A 19215-nucleotide genomic window follows, 5' to 3' on the forward strand; every position below is an offset into this window, starting at 1 on the left:
GCTTCATTATCAGTTCTTGCCAGCTGTTTTCTTTTTACTCTTGTTGCGGAATATAAAGAGTTCGCCCAGTTTATCAGTTTTGCGGCGCAGCACAAGGCCGGCTCCCGTCTTGGTCAGCTGTCCTTCGAGCGGGTCTTGCGTGTCGCGGTCGTAGAAAGCCTTCACGTAGCGTGTGGCACCCTGGTCAAGGCGGTATTCCACCGACACATTATTTATAAAGCTCTCCGCCGAGTTCGTGGCATCGGCCCCAGTCGACACCTTGCCGCCAATAATCACACTGATGCGGTTGCCCCAGAAGCGTTTGGCAAACTGGAATGAGTAGTCCGTGGTCGAAGTGCCCGTTTGCGATGTGCCGCTCTCCACGCCCAGGTTAATGTCGATGGTTTTGAGAGCCGACCCCGCAATGTTCTGTATTTCGCTTTGCAAAAAGGCATTCAGCGCATTGTTGGCCTTAAAGCCCGAGCCCGACATCATCGTTTCGTCGGTCATGTACATGCCCGTGGCCATCATCGTTACCGCAGCCTTGCCGCGCTGTTCGGCCGACATGCTGGCCAGTTGGTTCTGAATGTTAAGGTCCTCGGGTGCCTCAATCGTAAACTCCAGTCCCATGTCGTTGAGCGGTTTGGTTATTTTTACTCCCACGTCAAAGGCCACCGAGCGTTGTCTATCGTCCTCAGTCACCACCGCCTTGGTGCGCTCCTTGGCAGCGATGTTAAGCGTCGGGTTCATGACATCACCCGTAAACTGCACAGACGACCCCTGTACAATTTGGAATGTTTTGAGCGGAATGACAGGCAGCTGATACTTCATTTCGCCGCTGTTGGTTGTAAAGAGTCCCGTCATGCGCATATCGCCCTGTTGCGTCATGCGCAGCGTCATGTCGCCGCCGCCCTCCAGTTTTACATAGCTCTGTCCGTCGTCGCTCAGGTTGCAGTGGAAGATGGCCGCATCGCTGATGCTAATGCCCATTGTGATGTCCATGCCGCCGTCCACAGCCTTTTCGGGTTGTACCGTCTGTGTGGAGTCCTTAAAGTTGGTAAACTGCACCAAGTCGTGCAAACGGTCGTCCACCGACAGCGGCGAGTCCTTTAATATATAAGTCACGTCCGTGCGGTCGAGCACCTCCAGTTTGCCGCGCAACGACAAGTTGTCGGTAGTGCCCTTCAGTGTGCCCACATAGTTGGCATACACCTTGCCAAAGAGCATTGACTGCGCCTTTTTGCGCGTGTTGATAAGTTCAAAGTTGTTCGCCCTCATGGCAAAGTCCATGCGCATACGTTCAAAGTCCGACATGTCAAATGTACCGTTCAGTACCATAGGCTCCTTACCTGTTGAGAACAGGCGGTAATCGCTGAAAATGATGCGGCTGTCCTTAATGTCGAGTGCCCGTTCGTCTGTGCGCAAGTCAAAGCCATACACGTCCGAGTAAATGTGTGCCGAGTCGAGGTCGAGCGAGCCGTTAATCACAGGCTTGTCCAGTGAACCATTCACCCTCAGGTCACCTCCCGCAATGCCCTTGAGCACCACGTCGGTGCCGGCCATAAAGCCGTTAAGCATTTGCAGCGGAAAGTCGTGCAGCTGTGCGTCGCCCTCAAAGGTGCCACCGTTGCGGTCAAAGTAAGTACCGTTGCATGCCAGCACCTCCTTGCCGTTAGAGCTGATAAAGGCCGAGGCCTGGTGTTCGCCGCCCGTTTTGGGCAGATACACGGCATCGATGCCCACATTGCCTAAAGGCATGTCCTCATACTTAAAGTTGTCAGCAGTGAGCGATGCCATGGCCGACAACTGCTTGTGCTGGCTGTCGTCCGTCACGTGCACATCGCCGCTCAGCATGCCGCTCAGTTTGGGCATATAGGGCAGTACAGCCGAAAGTTCGCCCAGGTTCACCTGGTTCACACTCACCGTCAGGTCGTTCACCGAGTCCTTGGGTTCACCATATATTTTAAGGCCCGTGCCGTCGTCGGCCAGCAAGTCCACGTCGGCCCGTATGCTGTTGTCCTTGCCAAGGAATATGTAGTTATCCTTGTTCACCTTAAAGTTGCGGTAAGCCAGCACTGGATTTTCGGGATAAAGGTGAATGTTCATTCCGCCGTCAACCAGAGCCGCCTGCAGTCCCACGTCCACACCGCGTTCGCCCTCGCTGTCGTAGTAACTCAGTTCGATGCCCGCCCCCGAGCGCATGACATACGACCTCATGCGCACCTCGAGCGGGTTAGGGTTCTTCTTGCCGTTCTTCACCAAGCCGCGCATCTGCACACCGGTCGAGTCCTGAAATATATGCGTGTCGATGGTGTCGAGCAGCAGTGCGCCCACATTCAGCGCCCCCATGCGTGCATCGCCCGTCATGCCCACATGTGGGTCGGTGTTAAGGTTGACGTAAGCCGACGAGAAAGAGTAGCCCTTCATGCGGGCAATGTTGTAGAGCGGATTGTCGCGTCCGGCGTCAAGGTAAAAGGCCATGACGGGCAGGTACGTTTTAAGTCTTTCCTGGTCAATGTTATAAGTCTTCGCCTCCTTTTGCAGTTCGTTGGCAAAGCGTGCCAAGTGCGTGCCAAGGTGCGGTATGTCGCCCTTGGCCCCAAGGCGCAGTCTCAAGTCTCCGGCCGAAATGTTGGCAGTGGTCGTGTCGCGACTTGTGGCCAGGTCAAACAATATGTCCTTGGCCATGGCACTCATGCGCTGTGTGGTAAAGTGGTTGTTGGCAATGCTGCCGCTCAGCGCGTAGGCCGTAAAAGCCTTGTTGGCAGTGGCCTTGATGTCGATGTCGGTACCAAAATACAGCGTGTCGGCCGTCACCCCAAGTTTTTTCAAGTCAATGTTAGGCAGCGAAGCCTTCACCGCCACCTCGTAGTTATGTCGGCCGAGCAGCGCCTCAATGTGGCCATTGCCCTGCAGCAGCGGGTTGTCGGCCTCAAAGTGTGCCACCGCCTTGCCTCCGCGTAAATTGGCTTTGACACTGATGCCCCCAAGCGGATAGCGCTCATAGCTTAGCGCGTCCACCTTGGCGTCAGCTGTCAGCGAGGCCCGTGGCGACATCACGTCCCACCCCGAGCCCGAAGCCCGCAGTGAGCCGCTGAATGGTCCCACCGGCACACCGCGCACAATGCTGGCTATGGGCAGTTGGTGCGCCGTGGCCGCCACCCTGTACGTTTCGCGTTTAACGTCCAGTTTAGCCTTGGCCGCCAGTGAGCCGCGTCCAATGCCCGCCTTGATGTCAGCATCGTAGCGGCTGCCGTTAAACGCCGCCTTGCCGCGCAGACTCAGTCCATCGGGCACATTGATGCTCTGTTTGAGCGACGCCGGCATAAGTTGGCGCACAGCGGCCATACTCTTGGTGCGCAGGTTAAAGTTGAACTTGCCGTTGCGCCAGTCCTTCGTCACATAGTTGGTGTAGCCGTTGGCCGAAGTCTGCAGCACCCCGGGCATGTTTAGCGTGAGCGAGGGCAGCCTCAGGTGGTCAATGTTACCGCTCACGGTGCCCTTAATGGCTAGCGGCTTGTGCGGCAGCGCGCGCAAATAAGCCTTGTCCACATACCCCGTGGTCAGGGTGCGTATGTCGTCATAGCCAATGCTGGCGTCAACCATGGCCTGGCAGTGTCCGCCCTTGCCTGCGCTGAACGCCTTGAAGTCGAAGGCCACATCGGCATCAATGCGCGAGGCCGGAGTGCGCAGTTGCAGAGCCGGCAATCGCAGTTGCGTAGTGTCCATGTACACACTGCCGCTCAGCCGCGTCACGTCAAGTCCGCACTTCTCGTGCAGCGTCAGTCCGCGCAGTCCGGCTCGCAACACCCCCTCATTGTTATAGCTCAGTGTGTCGAGCATGAGCGTTAAGCGTTTCACCGCTATGTGGTTAGGGTCGATGCCCGCCACGGGCTTAATGTAGGGAATGTCGTAGTTTACATCACAGTCTTGCAGTTGCAGCGTCTTCACCGCATAGTAGTTGCGTCCCGTGTCAAAGGCCCCGCCGCGCAGTGCGGCCCGTCCCAGGTTGGCATAAATGCGCATCGAGTCGCCCGGCATTTGCAAGTGCACTTTGCTGCGTTCAATATCCACCTTCTTCACTGCAATGTTCCATTTCGCCTTGCTCTCGGTAGTATCCTTTTTGGCCGTGTCGCTCAGTGTTACATAAATGTCGGCATCGTGCAGACGGGCATGGTCCAGGTTAACGAGTTCTTTTTCCCAGTCCACGCCGTGTGCGGCCGCTGTCAGTTGGCCCGCATGTCCCTTAATGCGAGTGTCCGAAATGTAGCTTTTCGTGTCAATCACCAGTCCATACAGTTCAAAACCGTCCACATCGGCCCGTCCCTCAAACAGAGGCATGAGTTTAACGTTCAACCGCAGACGGTCGGCATTGAGCAGTGTGTCGCCTTTTTCAACGGCAGTCATGTGGTGTACGGCCAGGTCGAGTGGAAAGGCCAGTCTCACTTTGTCAATGCGCACGTCCATGCCCAAGTTGCCCGACAGGTAGTTGGCCACTTGGTGCACAGCAAAGTTTTGCACGGGGGGTATGTATAGCAGTATGGCTAACAACAAAAAAAGCGCGATGGGGGTAGCCACCGTTATGCCGAGCCATTTAAGTGCTTTCTTTATAGGTTTCTTCATGTTGCAAAGATAGTGCAAACCGAGAGCAATACAAAACAAGCTTGCTTGTTTTTACTCAACTTCCGGATTTAGCAAGTGCGGGCTGAATCATCGTGCAAGGCGAATGCAATCAAGCTTGCTTGAATTGCTGAGCCGCAGCCGATGATGTCAATAAAGGCCCAAGTATTTACTTAGCCCAGGGCAAGCGAAGCGGCACCCTGGGTTGATATGAACGCAAAAGTTACGCCCTGTAAGGGCAGAAGTAACAGAGCTTTTACTTTTGCCCTTACAGGGCGCGACTGCTTCAACACGCGATACCCAGGGTGCCGCTTCGCTTGCCCTGGGCTATGAAGAACATTGGGCCTTCAGCCCGCACTTGCTAAATCCGAAACTTTAGTTATGTAGCTTATGTTTTCCGCGCTAAGCGGCTGACACAAACGTTATATCTTATGTTCTTTTGTTCTTATGTCCTCCGCGTTAGCGGTTCGCTACGGCGTCAGCCCTTATGTTTCTTTGGCCACGCGGACGTTAGTCCGTGGCCAGCCGCGCAGCGGCCTTTTGTGTATCTTATGTAAACTTATGTTGCTTATGTTTTCCGCGCTAAGCGGCTAACACGAACGTAAATTCTTTTGTTCTTATGTCCTTTTGTTCTTATGTTCTCCGCGTTAGCGGCAAACCTTATAGAGCGTAGCATTCTGTTAAGCATTCGTTTCATGGTAGTCAATACAATTTGCTTTATTACAAAAGTAAAGTGCTGCAAAGGTAACACCGAGGCATTGCATTCAACAAAAAAAGTGTACAATTTGTACACAAATATTTGTCCTCTCCCCGTTATCCCTCTTGTAAAAGAGTGCGTGCGTTTTTACTGCCATCTTACACTTTTTGTGCGTAATAGATTGATATACAGAGGTTTCAAGAGTGTAAGATGATTTCAAGGTATCTTACACACCCCTGCACACATCTTACACACTACACCCCGCAGCCAAGTAGCCGATTTGTACGTATGCGGTGGGCCTTACACCACTGGGACGTAGAAAAATCTGTCGGAGCAACAGACTTTTCTGCTCCCCTATGCCGTGACATCGCCCTCCCGTGCTTGTGCCGTATGGCAGCGTGTGGGGTGTGTAGGATGCGTGTAGGTGATATTGGCAGCATCTTACACTAAGCAAAGTGTTGACAATCAATGAGTTGCAGCGTGTTAGTGTAAGATGCAAGATACACTGTAAGTAAAGCTTTTGTAGTATGGTAAAAGCCCCGCAAGCACTAAACGCAAGCACTAAACGCTACCACTAAACGCAAGCACTAATGGGGGCGACGCGTCCCGCGTCGGGCATTAAGGAAAAGACTCATACTCCAAATAAAGGCTCACAAACAGTGCTAATTACAGGCGCAGTTTATGCTATACGACATAAATTAAGGAGTTTTATAGTGATTAAGGCAGTGCCAAAGTGCGCAAACTGTTTACATTTGCGGTGTCTGAAATATAAAGTACTACACACACTTAACCCGTTGGTGGAAACCTTGGTTAACGGGTTAACAATTTGACAGGTAAACAAGTAAGTATGCCATGCGCTGCTTATCATGTCAAGACTTGAATAGTTAGCAACTTAAAAAGGCTTGAAAAACTTACCCGTTAACCCGTTAACTCGTCGACTTGTTTACCAACACATTATTGCAACCTACTATTTATGAAAAAGTTAGCATTCTTACTCATAATGGCCCTTGGCACACTTACGGCCTCGGCCCAAAAGACACCCCATGCCATTGGTGCGCACTTTGGTGGCTCAACCATCGACCTTGAATACCAATATCACTTTAGCAAGCGCAACTTCCTCGATCTGACAGCGGGCGTGTTCAACCTCAGCGACGGCTTTGCCCTGCAGGGCGTTTACAACTGGAACATCAAGCAGTGGCCCGGCTGGACGCCACGTTTCGCCACATGGAAACTGTGGGGCGGCTTTGGTGCTGGCGTAGGCTATTACGACCACGACGACTACGAGGGTGCATTCCTCGGTCCGGTAGGCACATTAGGGTTTGGCTTTACGCTGAAAGATGTGCCTTTGACCCTTGGTGTGGACTATCGCCCCATGGTAGCCATCAACTTTGGTCATGGTGATGCCTTGATAGACCGCGGTTTCCGCAATATCGGTGTCACGCTGACATACAGATTTTAGCACAACGTGTGCTGCGTCCGCCGTCTTGCCCGAAAGTCATTCGGGTGAGGCGGCGGAGGTTTTTGGGTGCGTATTTATTATAAACGTAAAGTGCGAACGGTTTCAAGCATCAAACGCAAGCACCAAACGCAGGCACCAAACGCAAGCACTAATGGGGGCGACGCGTCTCGCGTCGGGATAGAGAAAGGAGGAAAATACGTACTCTACTAAATAATAGCTGCATATTTTCCCGACGCGGGACGCGTCGCCCCCATTAGTGCTTGCGTTTCTTCAAGCACCAAACCCCGCCACAAAACGCTAGCTCTAATGGGGGCGACGCGTCTCGCGTCGGGATAGAGAAAGGAGGAAAATACGTACTCTACTAAATAATAGCTGCATATTTTCCCGACGCGAGACGCGTCGCCCCCATTAGTGCTTGCGTTTGGTGCTTGCGTTTAGAGGTAGCGTTTGGTGCTTGCGTTTAGAGGTAGCATTGGGTGCTTGCATTTGGTGCTTGCGTCCGTTCACATATTTACGTTTTACCGGGCAGCCCAAAAAGAATTAATGGAGGCTGCGTCTCCACGAGCCTCCATTAACCAACACAAAAACTAAACTAGACTTAACTAAACTATTTGAAAGCGTTATCATCACGACAACTTGATAATGCAAATATATAACAATGTTATTAACAAACAAAGGTTTTGCAAAGAAAACTTTACAAAACCTTTGTTTTTAACATTTTGACGTGCTGTTCAGCATAATATTATCGAGAATAACCATGGCCGCCATGGCCTCGACAATGGGCACGGCGCGGGGTAATACACAGGGGTCGTGGCGGCCACGGGCCTTGAGGGTAGTGGGCTGTCCGTTGATGTCGACCGTTTGCTGCTCGCGCAACAGGGTGGCCACGGGTTTGAAGGCTACACGGAAGTAGATGTCCTGCCCGTTGCTCAGTCCGCCCTGAATGCCGCCGCTGTGGTTGGTGCGGGTGGTGATGCCGCCGTGGCCGTCGGGCACAAACACGTCGTTTTGCTCACTGCCGCGTGCGCTGACTCCGGCAAAGCCCTCGCCATATTCAAAACCCTTGACGGCATTGATGCCAAGCATGGCGGCTCCAAGCTGTGCATGCAACTTGCCGAAGGCTGGTTCGCCAAGTCCTACGGGGCAGCCTTCGATAACACCAGTGATGATGCCGCCAATGGTGTCGCCCTCGGCCTTGACGGTGCTGATGAGCTCGGCCATTTGTCGGGCTGCAGCAGGGTCGGGGCAGCGCACGGGGTTGCGCTCAATTTCGGCAAAGTCGTAATCCTTGTAACTGCCGCTCAGTGCGATGGAACCTACTTGTGAGGTGTAGGCTGTGATGCGTATGCCCTTTTGGCGCAGCACCATCTTGGCAAAGGCTCCGCCTACCACGCGGGCTATGGTTTCGCGTGCCGAGGTGCGTCCGCCGCCGCGGTGGTCGCGTATGCCGTACTTGGTTTGATAGGTGAAGTCGGCATGTGAGGGACGGAACACTCGGCGCATGTTGTCGTAGTCGGACGAATGCTGATTTTCGTTGCGTACCAAAAAACCTATGGGGCAACCGGTGGTTGTGCCCTCAAACACGCCCGAAAGGATTTCGACTTTGTCGCCCTCCTTGCGGTCGGTGGTGAGTTTGCTCTGACCGGGTTTGCGGCGGTCGAGTTCGTGTTGTAAAAAGTCCATGTCAACCTTTATGCCGGCTGGCATGCCGTCGATGACGCCGCCTATGCCGGGCCCGTGGCTCTCGCCAAAGGTTGTGAGGCGGAATATTTGGCCAAAAGTGTTCATGTAGTAGGGGGGAAAAGGGTTAGTGGGTTAATGGGTTATGGTGTAACGGGTTAACAAGTTGTTTGGCTCACTTGGTTAGGCTTCGCTGTGTCAAACAGTCGTTACCAGCCCTGTGTGAGGTACAAAACATATCAACTTGTTAACCCGTTATCCTGTCATGTTGCTAAGCAGGTATTTTCGAACACCTATTTACTTGTGGCAACCGCAACCTTCGCCGTGTTCGTGCTTGCCGCAGCATTCGCCTTCGCCATGCTCGTGCTTGCCGCAGCAGCCTTCGCCGTGTTCGTGGTGATGGCCACCGCAACCGCCTTCACAACCGCCTTCGCAGTCGCCGCCGCAGTTGCAGCCTTCGTGGTTGATGAGCGCTTGAATTTCCTCGTTAGTGGCATCGCGCATGGTTACAACCTGGCCCTTGAAGTGGAGGTCCTTGCCGGCGAGCGGGTGGTTGAGGTCGATGATGACGGTGTTGTCTTTGAGCTCGAGCACAAGTCCCTGAAAGCGCATGCCGTCGGCATTAACCAGGGGCAGTACGGCGCCGGGGTAAACCATGTCTTTGTCGAAGCGGCCGTTGATGGCAAATGTCTCCTTGGGCAATTCGATGACGTGGTCCTGCTCGTAGGGGCCATAAGCCTCGTCAACTTTCAGCACAAAGTCGAAAGCTTCGCCTTCGGTTAGGGCCAGTATCTTGTTTTCAAAAGAGTCGAGTGCAATGCCAAGGCCCGAGATAAACTGGAAGGGGTGCTCGATGGGAGCCTTCTCAACCAATTCGTGAATGCCTTTGTCGTTGTCGGTGTACAGTTCGTATGCTACTGTTACATACTTGTTCGGTGTCTGTTGTTCCATAAATAATAGTTGGTGCGTCTGGCCCGTGGCAAGTACGCAATGTTATGGGGCGTTAGCCCTTTTATTGATAATAAGATGATGCTTGTGCTTATGCCAGTTCGAGGTCGAACTCCTTGCGCAGCATTTCGAGTGCGGGATAGCGTTGCAACATCGACTTGTAGCGCTCAAGACGGCTTGTGGCGCGGCGCGGCATGTTGTTGGGTGCTATTTCAAAGTGCAGCGTGATGTAGTCGTTGCGCAGTTGTGTACGCAGATAGTTCATCAGCGATATTTGCTCTTGGCGCATGGTGGCCTCTACCAGTTCGTTTTCGACCACCGCCTTAACGCTCCAGGTTTCGGTGTCGAGTTTGAGCGGCATGCTTTTCATGCGGCCGGCGGTGGCAGCCTTCTCCTTGGGCAGCTGCTGTGCGTAGCGAAACCAGTAGTAGGTCAGGCGGTCGTCGTTGAAAGGCGTATTAAGCTTTTCGGCCGGCTGTTGCGCGGTGGTGGCCTGTGTGGCTCTGGTGGCTGCTGGCGCTTTGCCCGTGTTGTTCTGCTTTTGCAGCTCCTCGCGTATGGACAGCACTTTGACATTGTGTGTGATGCGCTTGCCGCTGTTATTGGACGCGGCAACGAGTTGCTGGTAGGTGCTTTGTGTGGCCAATATGCCGCTGGGGGTATTGGCAGGGCTTGCTGCAGCCGGTGTTTGCGCGGCAGGTTGTGCGGTGGCAGTGTGAGGGGTGGTACCGTTGGCGGCAGGGCGTGCGGCAGCCACTTGGGGCGTGGTGGTGGAGATGGGGCGCGCAGCTACGGCTGAGCCAGCGGCTGCATGCTTGAATATGGGTTTAAGTCGTCGTGTAGGGCGACGCCCACACCCCGTGTCGTCATCGCCCACGGCTGCTTGTGCCACCTCTATCAGCGTGAGCTCTACCAGCAGGCGCTTGTTGCGGGCTGTGCTGTAATGCCTGTCGCAGTCGTTGCACAGCTTGAGGGCGCGGTAGAGCAGTTTAGGCTCGCAGCGCTTGGCTTGCTCGTGGTAGTTTTGGCGCACACGCTCGCTCACATCGAGCAAGGGGAGCGTCTGCTCGTCGCGGCTCATGAGCAGGTTGCGGAAGTGGGTGGCCAATCCGCCAATGAAGTAGTTGGCCTCGAACCCTCGGTTGAGTATGTTGTTGAGCTTTGTCATGGCCGTGGGAATGTCGCCTTTGATGAGCGTGTCGGTCATGCCAAAGTATTCGTCGTAGTCGAGCACGTTGAGGTCTTCGATCACCTTTTGGTAGGTGATGTTCCCCTCGCAGTAGCTTGTCACCTGGTCGAATATGGAGAGCGCATCGCGCATGCCGCCATCGGCCTTTTCGGCAATGACGTGCAGTGCTTCGGGCTCGTAGGTGATGCCCTCCTTGCCAGCCACATATTCGAGGTGCTTGATGGTGTCGGCCACGGTGATGCGTGCAAAGTCGTATATCTGGCAGCGGCTCAATATGGTGGGCATGATTTTGTGCTTTTCGGTAGTGGCAAGCACAAATATGGCGTGTGCGGGCGGCTCTTCAAGCGTTTTGAGAAAGGCATTGAATGCAGCCTGCGAGAGCATGTGCACCTCGTCGATGATAAACACCTTGTAGCGTCCTATCTGTGGGGGAATTTGCACTTGTTCAATCAATCCGCGAATGTCATCGACACCATTGTTAGATGCGGCATCAAGCTCGTGTATGTTGTATGAACGTTGCTCGTTGAAGGCTTTGCAACTTTCGCATTCGTTGCAAGCTTCGCCGTTGGGAGTGGGCGAGAGGCAGTTGATGGTTTTTGCAAAAATACGCGCACAGGTGGTTTTGCCCACACCCCTTGGCCCGCAAAACAGGTAGGCGTGTGCCAATTTGCCTTGCGATATGGCGTTTTTGAGTGTAGTGGTAAGTGCGTGCTGGCCAACCACGCTGTCGAAGGTGGCGGGCCGGTATTTTCGTGCAGATACGATATAGTTGCTCATGTTGCGATACGGATGACTAAGTTGCACAAAGGTAGTGTTTTTTTTTGATATGTGTGCGACGGCAAATTGCTAAGTTGAAAAAAAGGCAGTACCTTTGTGCCGTCAATTAACCCAGCCCCGTTGGCATACTTGATTGGCGGACTGGCGGTGCGAGGCGTTGCCGGCCGGGTATTTTCGGTCCTGCCATGGGGCTTAAGGGTGGCTCTAATAATAGTAAACCATTATAGCAAAATGTCATTCTCTTACATCTTTTCGCGATTAGACGTGCAGCAGATAGCAAGTGCTTTTATCGTATTGTTTGCCGTCATCGATGTATTGGGGTCGACCCCTGTGTTTATCACCCTTAAGCAGCAGGGGCGCCCTGTCAATGCTTGGAAGGCTACGCTCATCTCTCTTGGCTTGTTGCTTGGCTTCTTTTTTGCCGGTGATGCCATGCTGCGACTGTTCAACGTAGATATTGCCTCATTTGCCGTGGCAGGTTCGTTGGTCATATTTCTCATGTCGCTTGAGATGATACTTGATGTGGTGATATTTAAGAATATGGGCCCTATCAAGTCGGCCACGCTCATACCGGTGGTGTTCCCCCTGTTGGCAGGTGCGGGTTCGTTTACAACACTGTTGTCGCTGCGTGCAGAGTATGCCACCGTCAACATATTGATAGGTTTGTTGCTCAACATGATTTTTGTATTTATCGTGTTGAAAGCTACCGAGAAGGTGGAGCGCATCATATCGCCCGCAGCCATCTACCTGTTGCGCAAATTCTTCGGCATCATTCTGCTGGCCATATCGGTACGTTTGTTTACCGCAAACCTGAGCACCCTGATGCAGAATTTGGGGTAGCAGAGTGTGCAGACGAAATGTCGTTCGTTGCCATTTCTGAGGTGGGGAAGCTTTAACGAATTGAATGATGGTTAAGAGAACCCTCCAATAGAATAGCCATGCTTTGTATGAAGCGTTATGGGGCTAAAATCAAAGGGAATGCCTTGATTTCTGAAAATCAAGGCATTCCCTTTGACTGTGTTTGCAATGGTCTTATATAAATAGTCAAAATGCACTCGAAATTCTGTTCTGATTGTAAAAAGACGTGTTCAGACAAATACTCTGTGTAAATGTGGTTCTCAAAAACATAATTTGCATTTGGGAAAACGATAGCGTGCGAACAAGCGCAAGCACCAAACTCTACCATTAAACGCGACCATTAAACGCTACCTCTAATGGGACGCGTCGCCCCCATTAGTGCTTGCGTCTTGTAGTAGCGTTTAGTGCTTTACCTGTTAACCCGTTAACTTGTCAACTTGTTTACTAATTCCGCCAACGCGTAAACCTTATGTTATTCAACCTTCTTGGCCGTTTCAATTATTGTATCCACCCCGCGCTGGTAATCCTCGTCGGTTATGTCGACCTTCATGTCGGGGTCGATACCCATTTCGGTCAGTTGCATCTGGCGGTCGTACATGGGGCAGGCCGAGAAACGTATGCCCCAACCGTTGGGCAGTTCGGCATTGAACGGCATGCCCGCACCACCGCCAGTGCGGTCGCCCACGATGGTGACGTTGGGCAGCCCTTTAAGAAACATGACAAAGCTGTTGGCGGCACTGTAGGTGCGGCGATTGGTGAGCACAGCCACCTTGCGCTGCCAGCGCAGCCCCTCAAATGGCTTGATGCGTATGGCCTCGGGGGTGGAGAAAGCGTTGTGGGCGGAGCCCGTTTTGTGACACATATAGCCCCCAATAATTTCGTCGTTGATGAAGAGTGAGGCCAGCTTTTCGGCAGAGGTGAGCATACCGCCACCATTGCTGCGCACGTCAACAATCAGCATGGTGCAGGTGCTGAGGTAGCTCATTATTTCGTGCAAGTTGCCGCTGCCAAAGGCGTAGTCGAAGGAGGCGCAGCGTATGTAGCCCACATTGTCGGGCAGAATGCGGTATTTCAGTCCGCTGGTTTGTTGGTACTCGTCGCTGCGGCCAAGGTAGCGGCGCTCAAGCGAGTCGCTTTGGTTCATGGGGTAATCGTCAAACCACCGCCCATAGCGGCTCACATTGTGGGCGGCCGACAAATTGACGTGGCCGTCGCGCAATTCGCAGGTCATGTTGGAGAGCACTTCAAACAGTTGTTTGTCAGTCATCTGCTCGTTTATCATGGCAGCATAGCGGCTGTGCACATTGTCCCAGTCCAGACCATAAGCCTCCTTTTTATAGTCGAAAAAGCAGTAGCGCGTGTTGAGTGTTTGCCACAGTGCCTCAAAATTGCCCCGCTTGTTGTTGTCGGGCACACTTTCGGTTACGCATGAGGTCAGCAGGCAGGTGCAAACCATCAGCGTGGCGTATGTGATGAGGCGCAGAAACTTATATACTTTTGTCATAGCCGTACCAGTTTGCGTGTGTAACCTATCATGAATGTATGGCGCCAGGCGTGTCGCTTGAGTCCGCCTAATTTGCTTTGGCGTACATCGGCCAAATAGCCTAACGTGATGCGGGCCCTTTTGACGGGAAGCACCACCTCAGACAGCAGCCTTGCCGTAGGGCAGTTGCCGGGGTGAGTAAAGTGTATGATGCCCGACGAGTGGCCAAGCGAAAATATTTCGTAATACGACTGCCCATATTCGGGGGCGAATTGCACCCCCATCATTTGGGCATCAACCTGCACACGCGCCAAGGTAGGTTTCTTGAAAAGCGCAAAGTGATATTCGGCCAGTCCCGAGGCACAGAGCGCCAGGCCCAGGCGCCCTTGTGCGGGATTGTTGCCATTGCGCGTGTTGTAAGTAAAGCCGCCCGAGCCCTCGAGTAGTCCGCCGGCAGCCAAACGCCAGTGGCGGGTTGGGCGCCAGTTGTAGTGCCAGCCGCCGCTGGCGGTAAATTCGGTGTCAAGGTATTTGCCATCGTCGGTGGGCGATTGGGCATAAGCGCCATGCACGCTGTATAGCCCAGCCACTGTAACATGGCCGCGCCCCCAGTGCGCCAATCGTTCGGTGCGGTTGAGCACGACGAGGTTGGTGCCGTGATAGGTGAGTGGCGACAGGTAGGTGTCGAGCAAACTGGCGCTGCCTGCTCCCCACAACCATTGTCGTTCGGTGGTGTGCGGTATGTCGGGAGTGTGCAGTGTGCTGGTAGCGCACGTGTCGCAACGGTTGGTTGGGGCATTGTGAGGGCGTGCCGGCACTGCTGCCAAAGCACGACTTTGCGCCCCGGCCATCATGGTGATGGCCAAGGCGCAAAGCCAAGTGTAAACTATGCGTGTGAGCATTGTATGGTATATGAAAGAAAGGGGGTGGGGGTTACTTGCTCTTTTTAAGTCCCTTGTAGGCGAGGAATGCCACCACCACTACGGCACAGGCCAATATGACATAGCCAATTTCGTGACTGTAGCGTGAAGCAAGTTCGGCCACGTCCTTGGTCGTTTTAAGGTCGGTTTGAGTGTGAATGATGTAGCCCAGCGAGGCCAGTACGGAGTTCCACACGCCAGCGCCCAGAGTGGTGAAGAGCAGAAAGCGCCACACATTCATGCCAGCCAAACCGGCCGGAATGCTGATAAGCTGTCGAACGGCGGGCACCAGGCGGCCAAAGAAGGTGGACGTGGCGCCGTGCTCGCGGAAGAAAGCCTCGGCATGTTCCACCTTGGCGCGGTCGATAAGGCACATGTGGCCCAGGCGGCTGTCGGCAAAGCGGTACACTATGGGGCGTCCTAACCACTTGGCCAGATAATAGTTGACAAGGGCACCCACATCGGCACCCAGCGTGGCTATCACTATCACCATTATGATGTTGAGGTGGCTGTCGTCCATCATGGCAAGGAATGCCGCGGGGGGCACTACCACCTCGGAGGGAAATGGTATGAACGAACTCTCGATAGCCATGAACACAAACACCCACCAGTAGTTGAGGTTGTTCAGTACAAAGTCAATAAGGAATTGCATGTGTGTCTTATATCAGTAATTAAGTGTGAGTAAATATAAGTGGATAGTTGCCAGGGTGAGAAGTTAACGGGTAAGTTTGCCCGATATTTTAAGTTTCTGACTATCTGACTTTAACCTGTCTCGAGTTTCGGCTTTAGGTTTGCACGGGCTGAAAGACGCTACCACCAAACGCAAGCACTAAGCGCTACCACCAAACGCAACCATCAAACGCTAGCTCTAATGGGGGCGACGCGTCCCGCGTCGGGATAGAGATAGGAGTTAAATACGAGCGCTACTACTGCTAATAATAGCTGCATATTTTTCCGACGCGAGACGCGTCGCCCCCATTAGAGGTAGCGTTTTCAGACCGTACTCGTCTAAAATCCGAAACTTGGGTGACATAATAAGTAGCGTAAGGCATACTTACTTGTCAACCCGTTACCCATTAACCTGTTAACCCATAAACCAAGCATTCTGCCAACGGGCGTGCTATGGATTGGCAGCAGTAACCTTCTGCACTCTGATGCCCACATCGGCAATGCCGGGCAGTATTTCGCGGCGCATGATGTGGCTGATGCTGATGTCGGCACTGGCGCCGGCAGCGATTTGCTGTTGTTGCCAAGGCATGTCGTATTGGTAGATGGTCACGCCGTGCCCGTTGGGGTCGCCGCGTTGGTTGGTGAGTTTGAACATCACCGTGTCACACAATTCGCGGTTGGGGTTGTGCCAATGCTGGCGAACCACCAGCCACAGCGACTGAAAGGGGTAGGGCGTTGACGACGACGTGCGCACCCCGAGGTCGATGCGGTATGTGCCGGCAGTCTTTACCGTGTCAACGTGAAATTTCAGCGTGTCGCCGGGTTCCCAGCCCTCCACCGGGGTAGAGCAGTAGTTAAATGCCAAAGGCTTGTCTTCACAACCCGTCATGATGCCGGCCAGGGCACTCAACCCACAAAGCAACGCAGCCATGCAAAGCGGTTTGCACAGTGCGTTCGGTGTGTGTAGTATGTATTTAGCCAATGTATTCATGCCACCAATTCGTGTCAACTAATATCGAACATCTGCTTATGCCTCGGGCATATCAGGTTTAGTGTTGCCTTGCGGTCTGTTGTTGCGGTTGTTGTCGCGTCGTTCGCGTCGGTTGTTGTCATTGCGTCGCCGGTTGTTGTCGCGTCGTTCGCGTCGTGGCGGCTGTCCGCCTTCGCCTTCGTTGCCTTGTTTGTTCTCGGCAGTGTTGCGCTCCTTGTTGTTGCGTTCGTTGTTGCGGCGGTCGCGTCGGTTGTTGCGGCCCTTGTTGCGTCGCGCCTTGTCAAAGCGTGTAAGGTCATCTTGTTCAGCCAGGTCGACGGGGCGTTTTGGCTCAGCAGATGCCTCGTTCGTCAGCGACTCCGGTTTCTCGCCCGCAGCGTTCATAGCCAGCACCTCTTTGGCGCGCTCGGCGCTGATGGTCACCAGGTTGGCAGCCAGTCGGCGGTCGGAACTATAGGTCACCTCGCCGGCCAGAATGTCGGCTTTGAAGAAGTAGAATGTACCGTCCAGCGTTTCGAGCGTGGCATTGCGTTCAGGCAGTTTGCGTGCCGCCTCCATGTAGGTGTCCACCTCGTAGTTGAGGCAGCATTTCAGTTTGGCACACTGCCCCGCAAGTTTCTGCGGATTGGGCGTGATGTCTTGAAAACGTGCCGCAGCAGTGCTCACCGAACTAAAGTTCTTCATCCACGTAGCGCAGCACAACTCACGTCCGCACGGACCGATACCGCCAATGCGACCGGCCTCTTGTCGTGCGCCAATCTGCTTCATTTCTATGCGCACGCGGAAAGCCTCGGCCAGCACTTTAATCAGTTTCCTGAAGTCAACGCGTGCATCGGCAATATAATAAAATATAGCCTTGTTGCCATCGCCTTGATATTCCACGTCGCCAATTTTCATTTGCAGCTCCAGGTCCTTGGCTATTTGTCGCGAGCGTATCATAGTGTCGTGCTCGCGCGCCTTGGCCTCCTCATACTTCTCCATGTCGGCAGGGCGTGCCTTGCGGTAGATGCGCTTTATTTCGAAGTTAGGCTTGAGGTTAGCCTTCTGCATTTGCAGCAACACCAGTTTGCCTGTGAGCGACACCACGCCGATGTCGTGGCCCGGTTGCGCTTCAACAGCCACAATGTCGCCCTTTTGCAGGTCGAGGTGGTTGTCGTTGCGATAAAAGCCCTTGCGGGTGTTTTTGAACTGTACCTCAACAAAGTCCGTTGTGTCAACATTCCCCGGCACATCAGCCAGATAGTCGTACGAGTTGAGTTGGTGGTCGCTGCGTCCGCAGCCATTGGCCGGCAGTCCGCGCAGGTTGCTATCGCCCCATTTGCAAAAGTCGCGTCCTTTGCAGTGGCAGTTGTCCTCGCAGCCAGCCGTGCAGCCGTCGCCCGAACAGTGCAGGCAAGTGTCTGCCTGGTTCAGTGCGTCGTCTGTGGTGTTTGCGGGTATGTTGTTATCTTGAGTCATTTTATGATAGAAAGGTTTAGACAAACAGCGCTGTTTTTAAGTAGGTGTTCAAAATTATTTTATACAATCAATAGGTGTCATTTTCACATTGAAAGCACATTCTCGAGACGCATCTGTTTCCTTCGGCCTCGGTCACATAGCCCGCTATGCTCCCTCACCCGAAGGAAACATCTGCGCCCCGATAATGCACTTTCAATGTAAAAATAATTTTGAACACCTACTTATTGAATCAGCAGCATGATCATTTTTAGCGAAAAGTCGAAGAACACCATGTTGGCGTTCACATTCTGCTCAATGTCGCGTTGTGCTGCCGCTATTTCGTCACTGATGCCAATCACGTTGCGTTCGTTGATAAAACGTGCAAAGTTAACGGCAAAGTCGGCCTCTTGTTTGTTCATGTAGTTGAGGTCGGCATTATGAAAGTTATATATAAAGTTTTCGCGCACCAAGCGTTGTGCATAGTCAAGGAAAGCCTTTTGCTTTTCGCGTCCCCAGCCGGCCAGTTGTTGTGACCACTCATACAAGTCCTTAATTTTGCGCATATAGCACAGGCGCATGAACAGCACAAACAGGTCGAAGAATTGCGCTTTGTCGGCATTCATTGTCACCTGGTCGAGTGCGTTCACAAAACTGCCGTTGGCAGCGCGTGCCACCATGCGTGCGTCGTCGGGTTGCAAGCCATTATGCTGTTGCAGCGCATTGGCTATGTCGTCGGCCGAAAGCGGTGCAAAATCAATGCGTTGTGTGCGGCTCAGTATGGTAGTGAGCAGCAGTTCGGGGTGATCGGCCGTTAGAATGAACACCGTTTGCGAGGGAGGCTCTTCAAGCACCTTGAGCAATTTGTTGGCACATTCGGCATTCATCTGTTCGGCCAGCCACATCACTACTACGCGGTAGCCCCCTTGGCTGCTCACGTTGGCCAGTTTGCCAATGATGTTGTCGGCTTCGGCCACATTGATGAGTGACTGCTGCTTCTCCACCCCCATGCGTTTGAGCCACGTTTGCCGGCTGAAGTAAGGCGTTTCAGCTATTTGCTTGCGCCATTCGGGCAGATACTGGTCGCTCACCACGGTGCCAGCCTTGCCAGTGGGCTTGATGGTAGGAAATATAAAGTGCAAGTCGGGGTGAGCCAGTTTGGCTGCCATGTGACAGGCTTGGCATTGGCCGCAGGGTTCGCCTTCCGCCGTAGGGTGTTGGCACAACAGTCGCTGTGCCATAGCCAGTGCCATGGGCAGTTTGCCGCAGCCCTCGTTGCCGGCAAATAGCATGGCATGAGGCACGCGGTTCTCGTCAAGCATCTGTTTGAGTTGACGCTTGACGTTGGCTTGTCCTATTACATCACTGAATAGCATGGGCTGTGTTATATTGCTTTTAATTGGTGCAATTTAATGCAATGTGCACAAAGTTACCACTTGCCGCCGAATGTGCAAAGCGTTTGCGGGCTAATTTGCTCGCAATGCTCGTTAATGTGGCAGCAATGTGCTAAT

General features: G+C 53.3%; 12 protein-coding genes. 2 read left to right on the forward strand and 10 right to left on the reverse strand.

Annotated features, from left to right (window positions below):
• Positions 1–9: 9 nt before the first annotated feature.
• On the reverse strand, positions 10–4602 hold the full coding sequence (locus tag BQ5453_RS03605; protein WP_071122193.1) for a translocation/assembly module TamB domain-containing protein: 4593 nt from the start codon (positions 4600–4602) through the stop codon (positions 10–12).
• A gap of 1667 nt (positions 4603–6269) precedes the next feature.
• On the opposite strand from BQ5453_RS03605, the gene BQ5453_RS03610 reads away from it, so the two are divergent.
• Complete coding sequence (locus BQ5453_RS03610; RefSeq protein WP_022102835.1) at positions 6270–6755, forward strand: hypothetical protein; 486 nt, start codon at positions 6270–6272, stop codon at positions 6753–6755.
• 711 nt (positions 6756–7466) lie between these two features.
• Here the strand turns inward: BQ5453_RS03610 and aroC are convergent.
• The 3 genes from aroC to BQ5453_RS03625 all read right to left on the reverse strand — a co-directional run bounded on the left by aroC (position 7467) and on the right by BQ5453_RS03625 (position 11349).
• Positions 7467–8543: a chorismate synthase gene (gene aroC / locus BQ5453_RS03615; RefSeq protein WP_071122194.1), complete on the reverse strand. Its 1077-nt coding sequence runs from the start codon at positions 8541–8543 to the stop codon at positions 7467–7469.
• Positions 8544–8732: 189 nt separating this feature from the next.
• Positions 8733–9386: an FKBP-type peptidyl-prolyl cis-trans isomerase gene (locus BQ5453_RS03620; RefSeq protein WP_071122195.1), complete on the reverse strand. Its 654-nt coding sequence runs from the start codon at positions 9384–9386 to the stop codon at positions 8733–8735.
• A gap of 88 nt (positions 9387–9474) precedes the next feature.
• Positions 9475–11349, reverse strand: a complete 1875-nt coding sequence (locus tag BQ5453_RS03625; RefSeq protein WP_071122196.1) for a DNA polymerase III subunit gamma/tau — start codon at positions 11347–11349, stop codon at positions 9475–9477.
• Between the two features lie 231 nt (positions 11350–11580).
• Here BQ5453_RS03625 and BQ5453_RS03630 point away from each other — a divergent pair, with 231 nt between their 5' ends.
• Positions 11581–12189 (forward strand): MarC family protein, encoded by a 609-nt coding sequence (locus BQ5453_RS03630; RefSeq protein WP_074027636.1) that lies wholly within the window; start codon positions 11581–11583, stop codon positions 12187–12189.
• 490 nt (positions 12190–12679) lie between these two features.
• Here the strand turns inward: BQ5453_RS03630 and BQ5453_RS03635 are convergent, their stop codons facing one another.
• The 6 genes from BQ5453_RS03635 to holB form a co-directional block, all read right to left on the reverse strand.
• A complete protein-coding gene (locus BQ5453_RS03635) occupies positions 12680–13711 on the reverse strand; it encodes a S41 family peptidase (protein WP_071122197.1) in 1032 nt (343 codons plus the stop codon).
• Positions 13708–14592 (reverse strand): DUF3316 domain-containing protein, encoded by an 885-nt coding sequence (locus BQ5453_RS03640; RefSeq protein ID WP_071122198.1) that lies wholly within the window; start codon positions 14590–14592, stop codon positions 13708–13710. The genes BQ5453_RS03635 and BQ5453_RS03640 overlap by 4 nt, the downstream gene beginning before the upstream one ends.
• Before the next feature lie 31 nt (positions 14593–14623).
• On the reverse strand, positions 14624–15262 hold the full coding sequence (locus BQ5453_RS03645) for a DedA family protein (RefSeq protein ID WP_071122199.1): 639 nt from the start codon (positions 15260–15262) through the stop codon (positions 14624–14626).
• A 468-nt stretch (positions 15263–15730) separates the two neighbouring features.
• Complete coding sequence (locus tag BQ5453_RS03650) at positions 15731–16270, reverse strand: gliding motility lipoprotein GldH (RefSeq protein WP_083361116.1); 540 nt, start codon at positions 16268–16270, stop codon at positions 15731–15733.
• Positions 16271–16306: 36 nt separating this feature from the next.
• Positions 16307–17728 (reverse strand): PSP1 domain-containing protein, encoded by a 1422-nt coding sequence (locus BQ5453_RS03655; protein ID WP_083361117.1) that lies wholly within the window; start codon positions 17726–17728, stop codon positions 16307–16309.
• A gap of 221 nt (positions 17729–17949) precedes the next feature.
• Positions 17950–19080, reverse strand: a complete 1131-nt coding sequence (gene holB / locus BQ5453_RS03660; protein WP_071122200.1) for a DNA polymerase III subunit delta' — start codon at positions 19078–19080, stop codon at positions 17950–17952.
• Positions 19081–19215 lie beyond the last annotated feature (135 nt).

Source organism: Prevotellamassilia timonensis, assembly GCF_900106785.1.
GTDB lineage: Bacteria > Bacteroidota > Bacteroidia > Bacteroidales > Bacteroidaceae > Alloprevotella > Alloprevotella timonensis.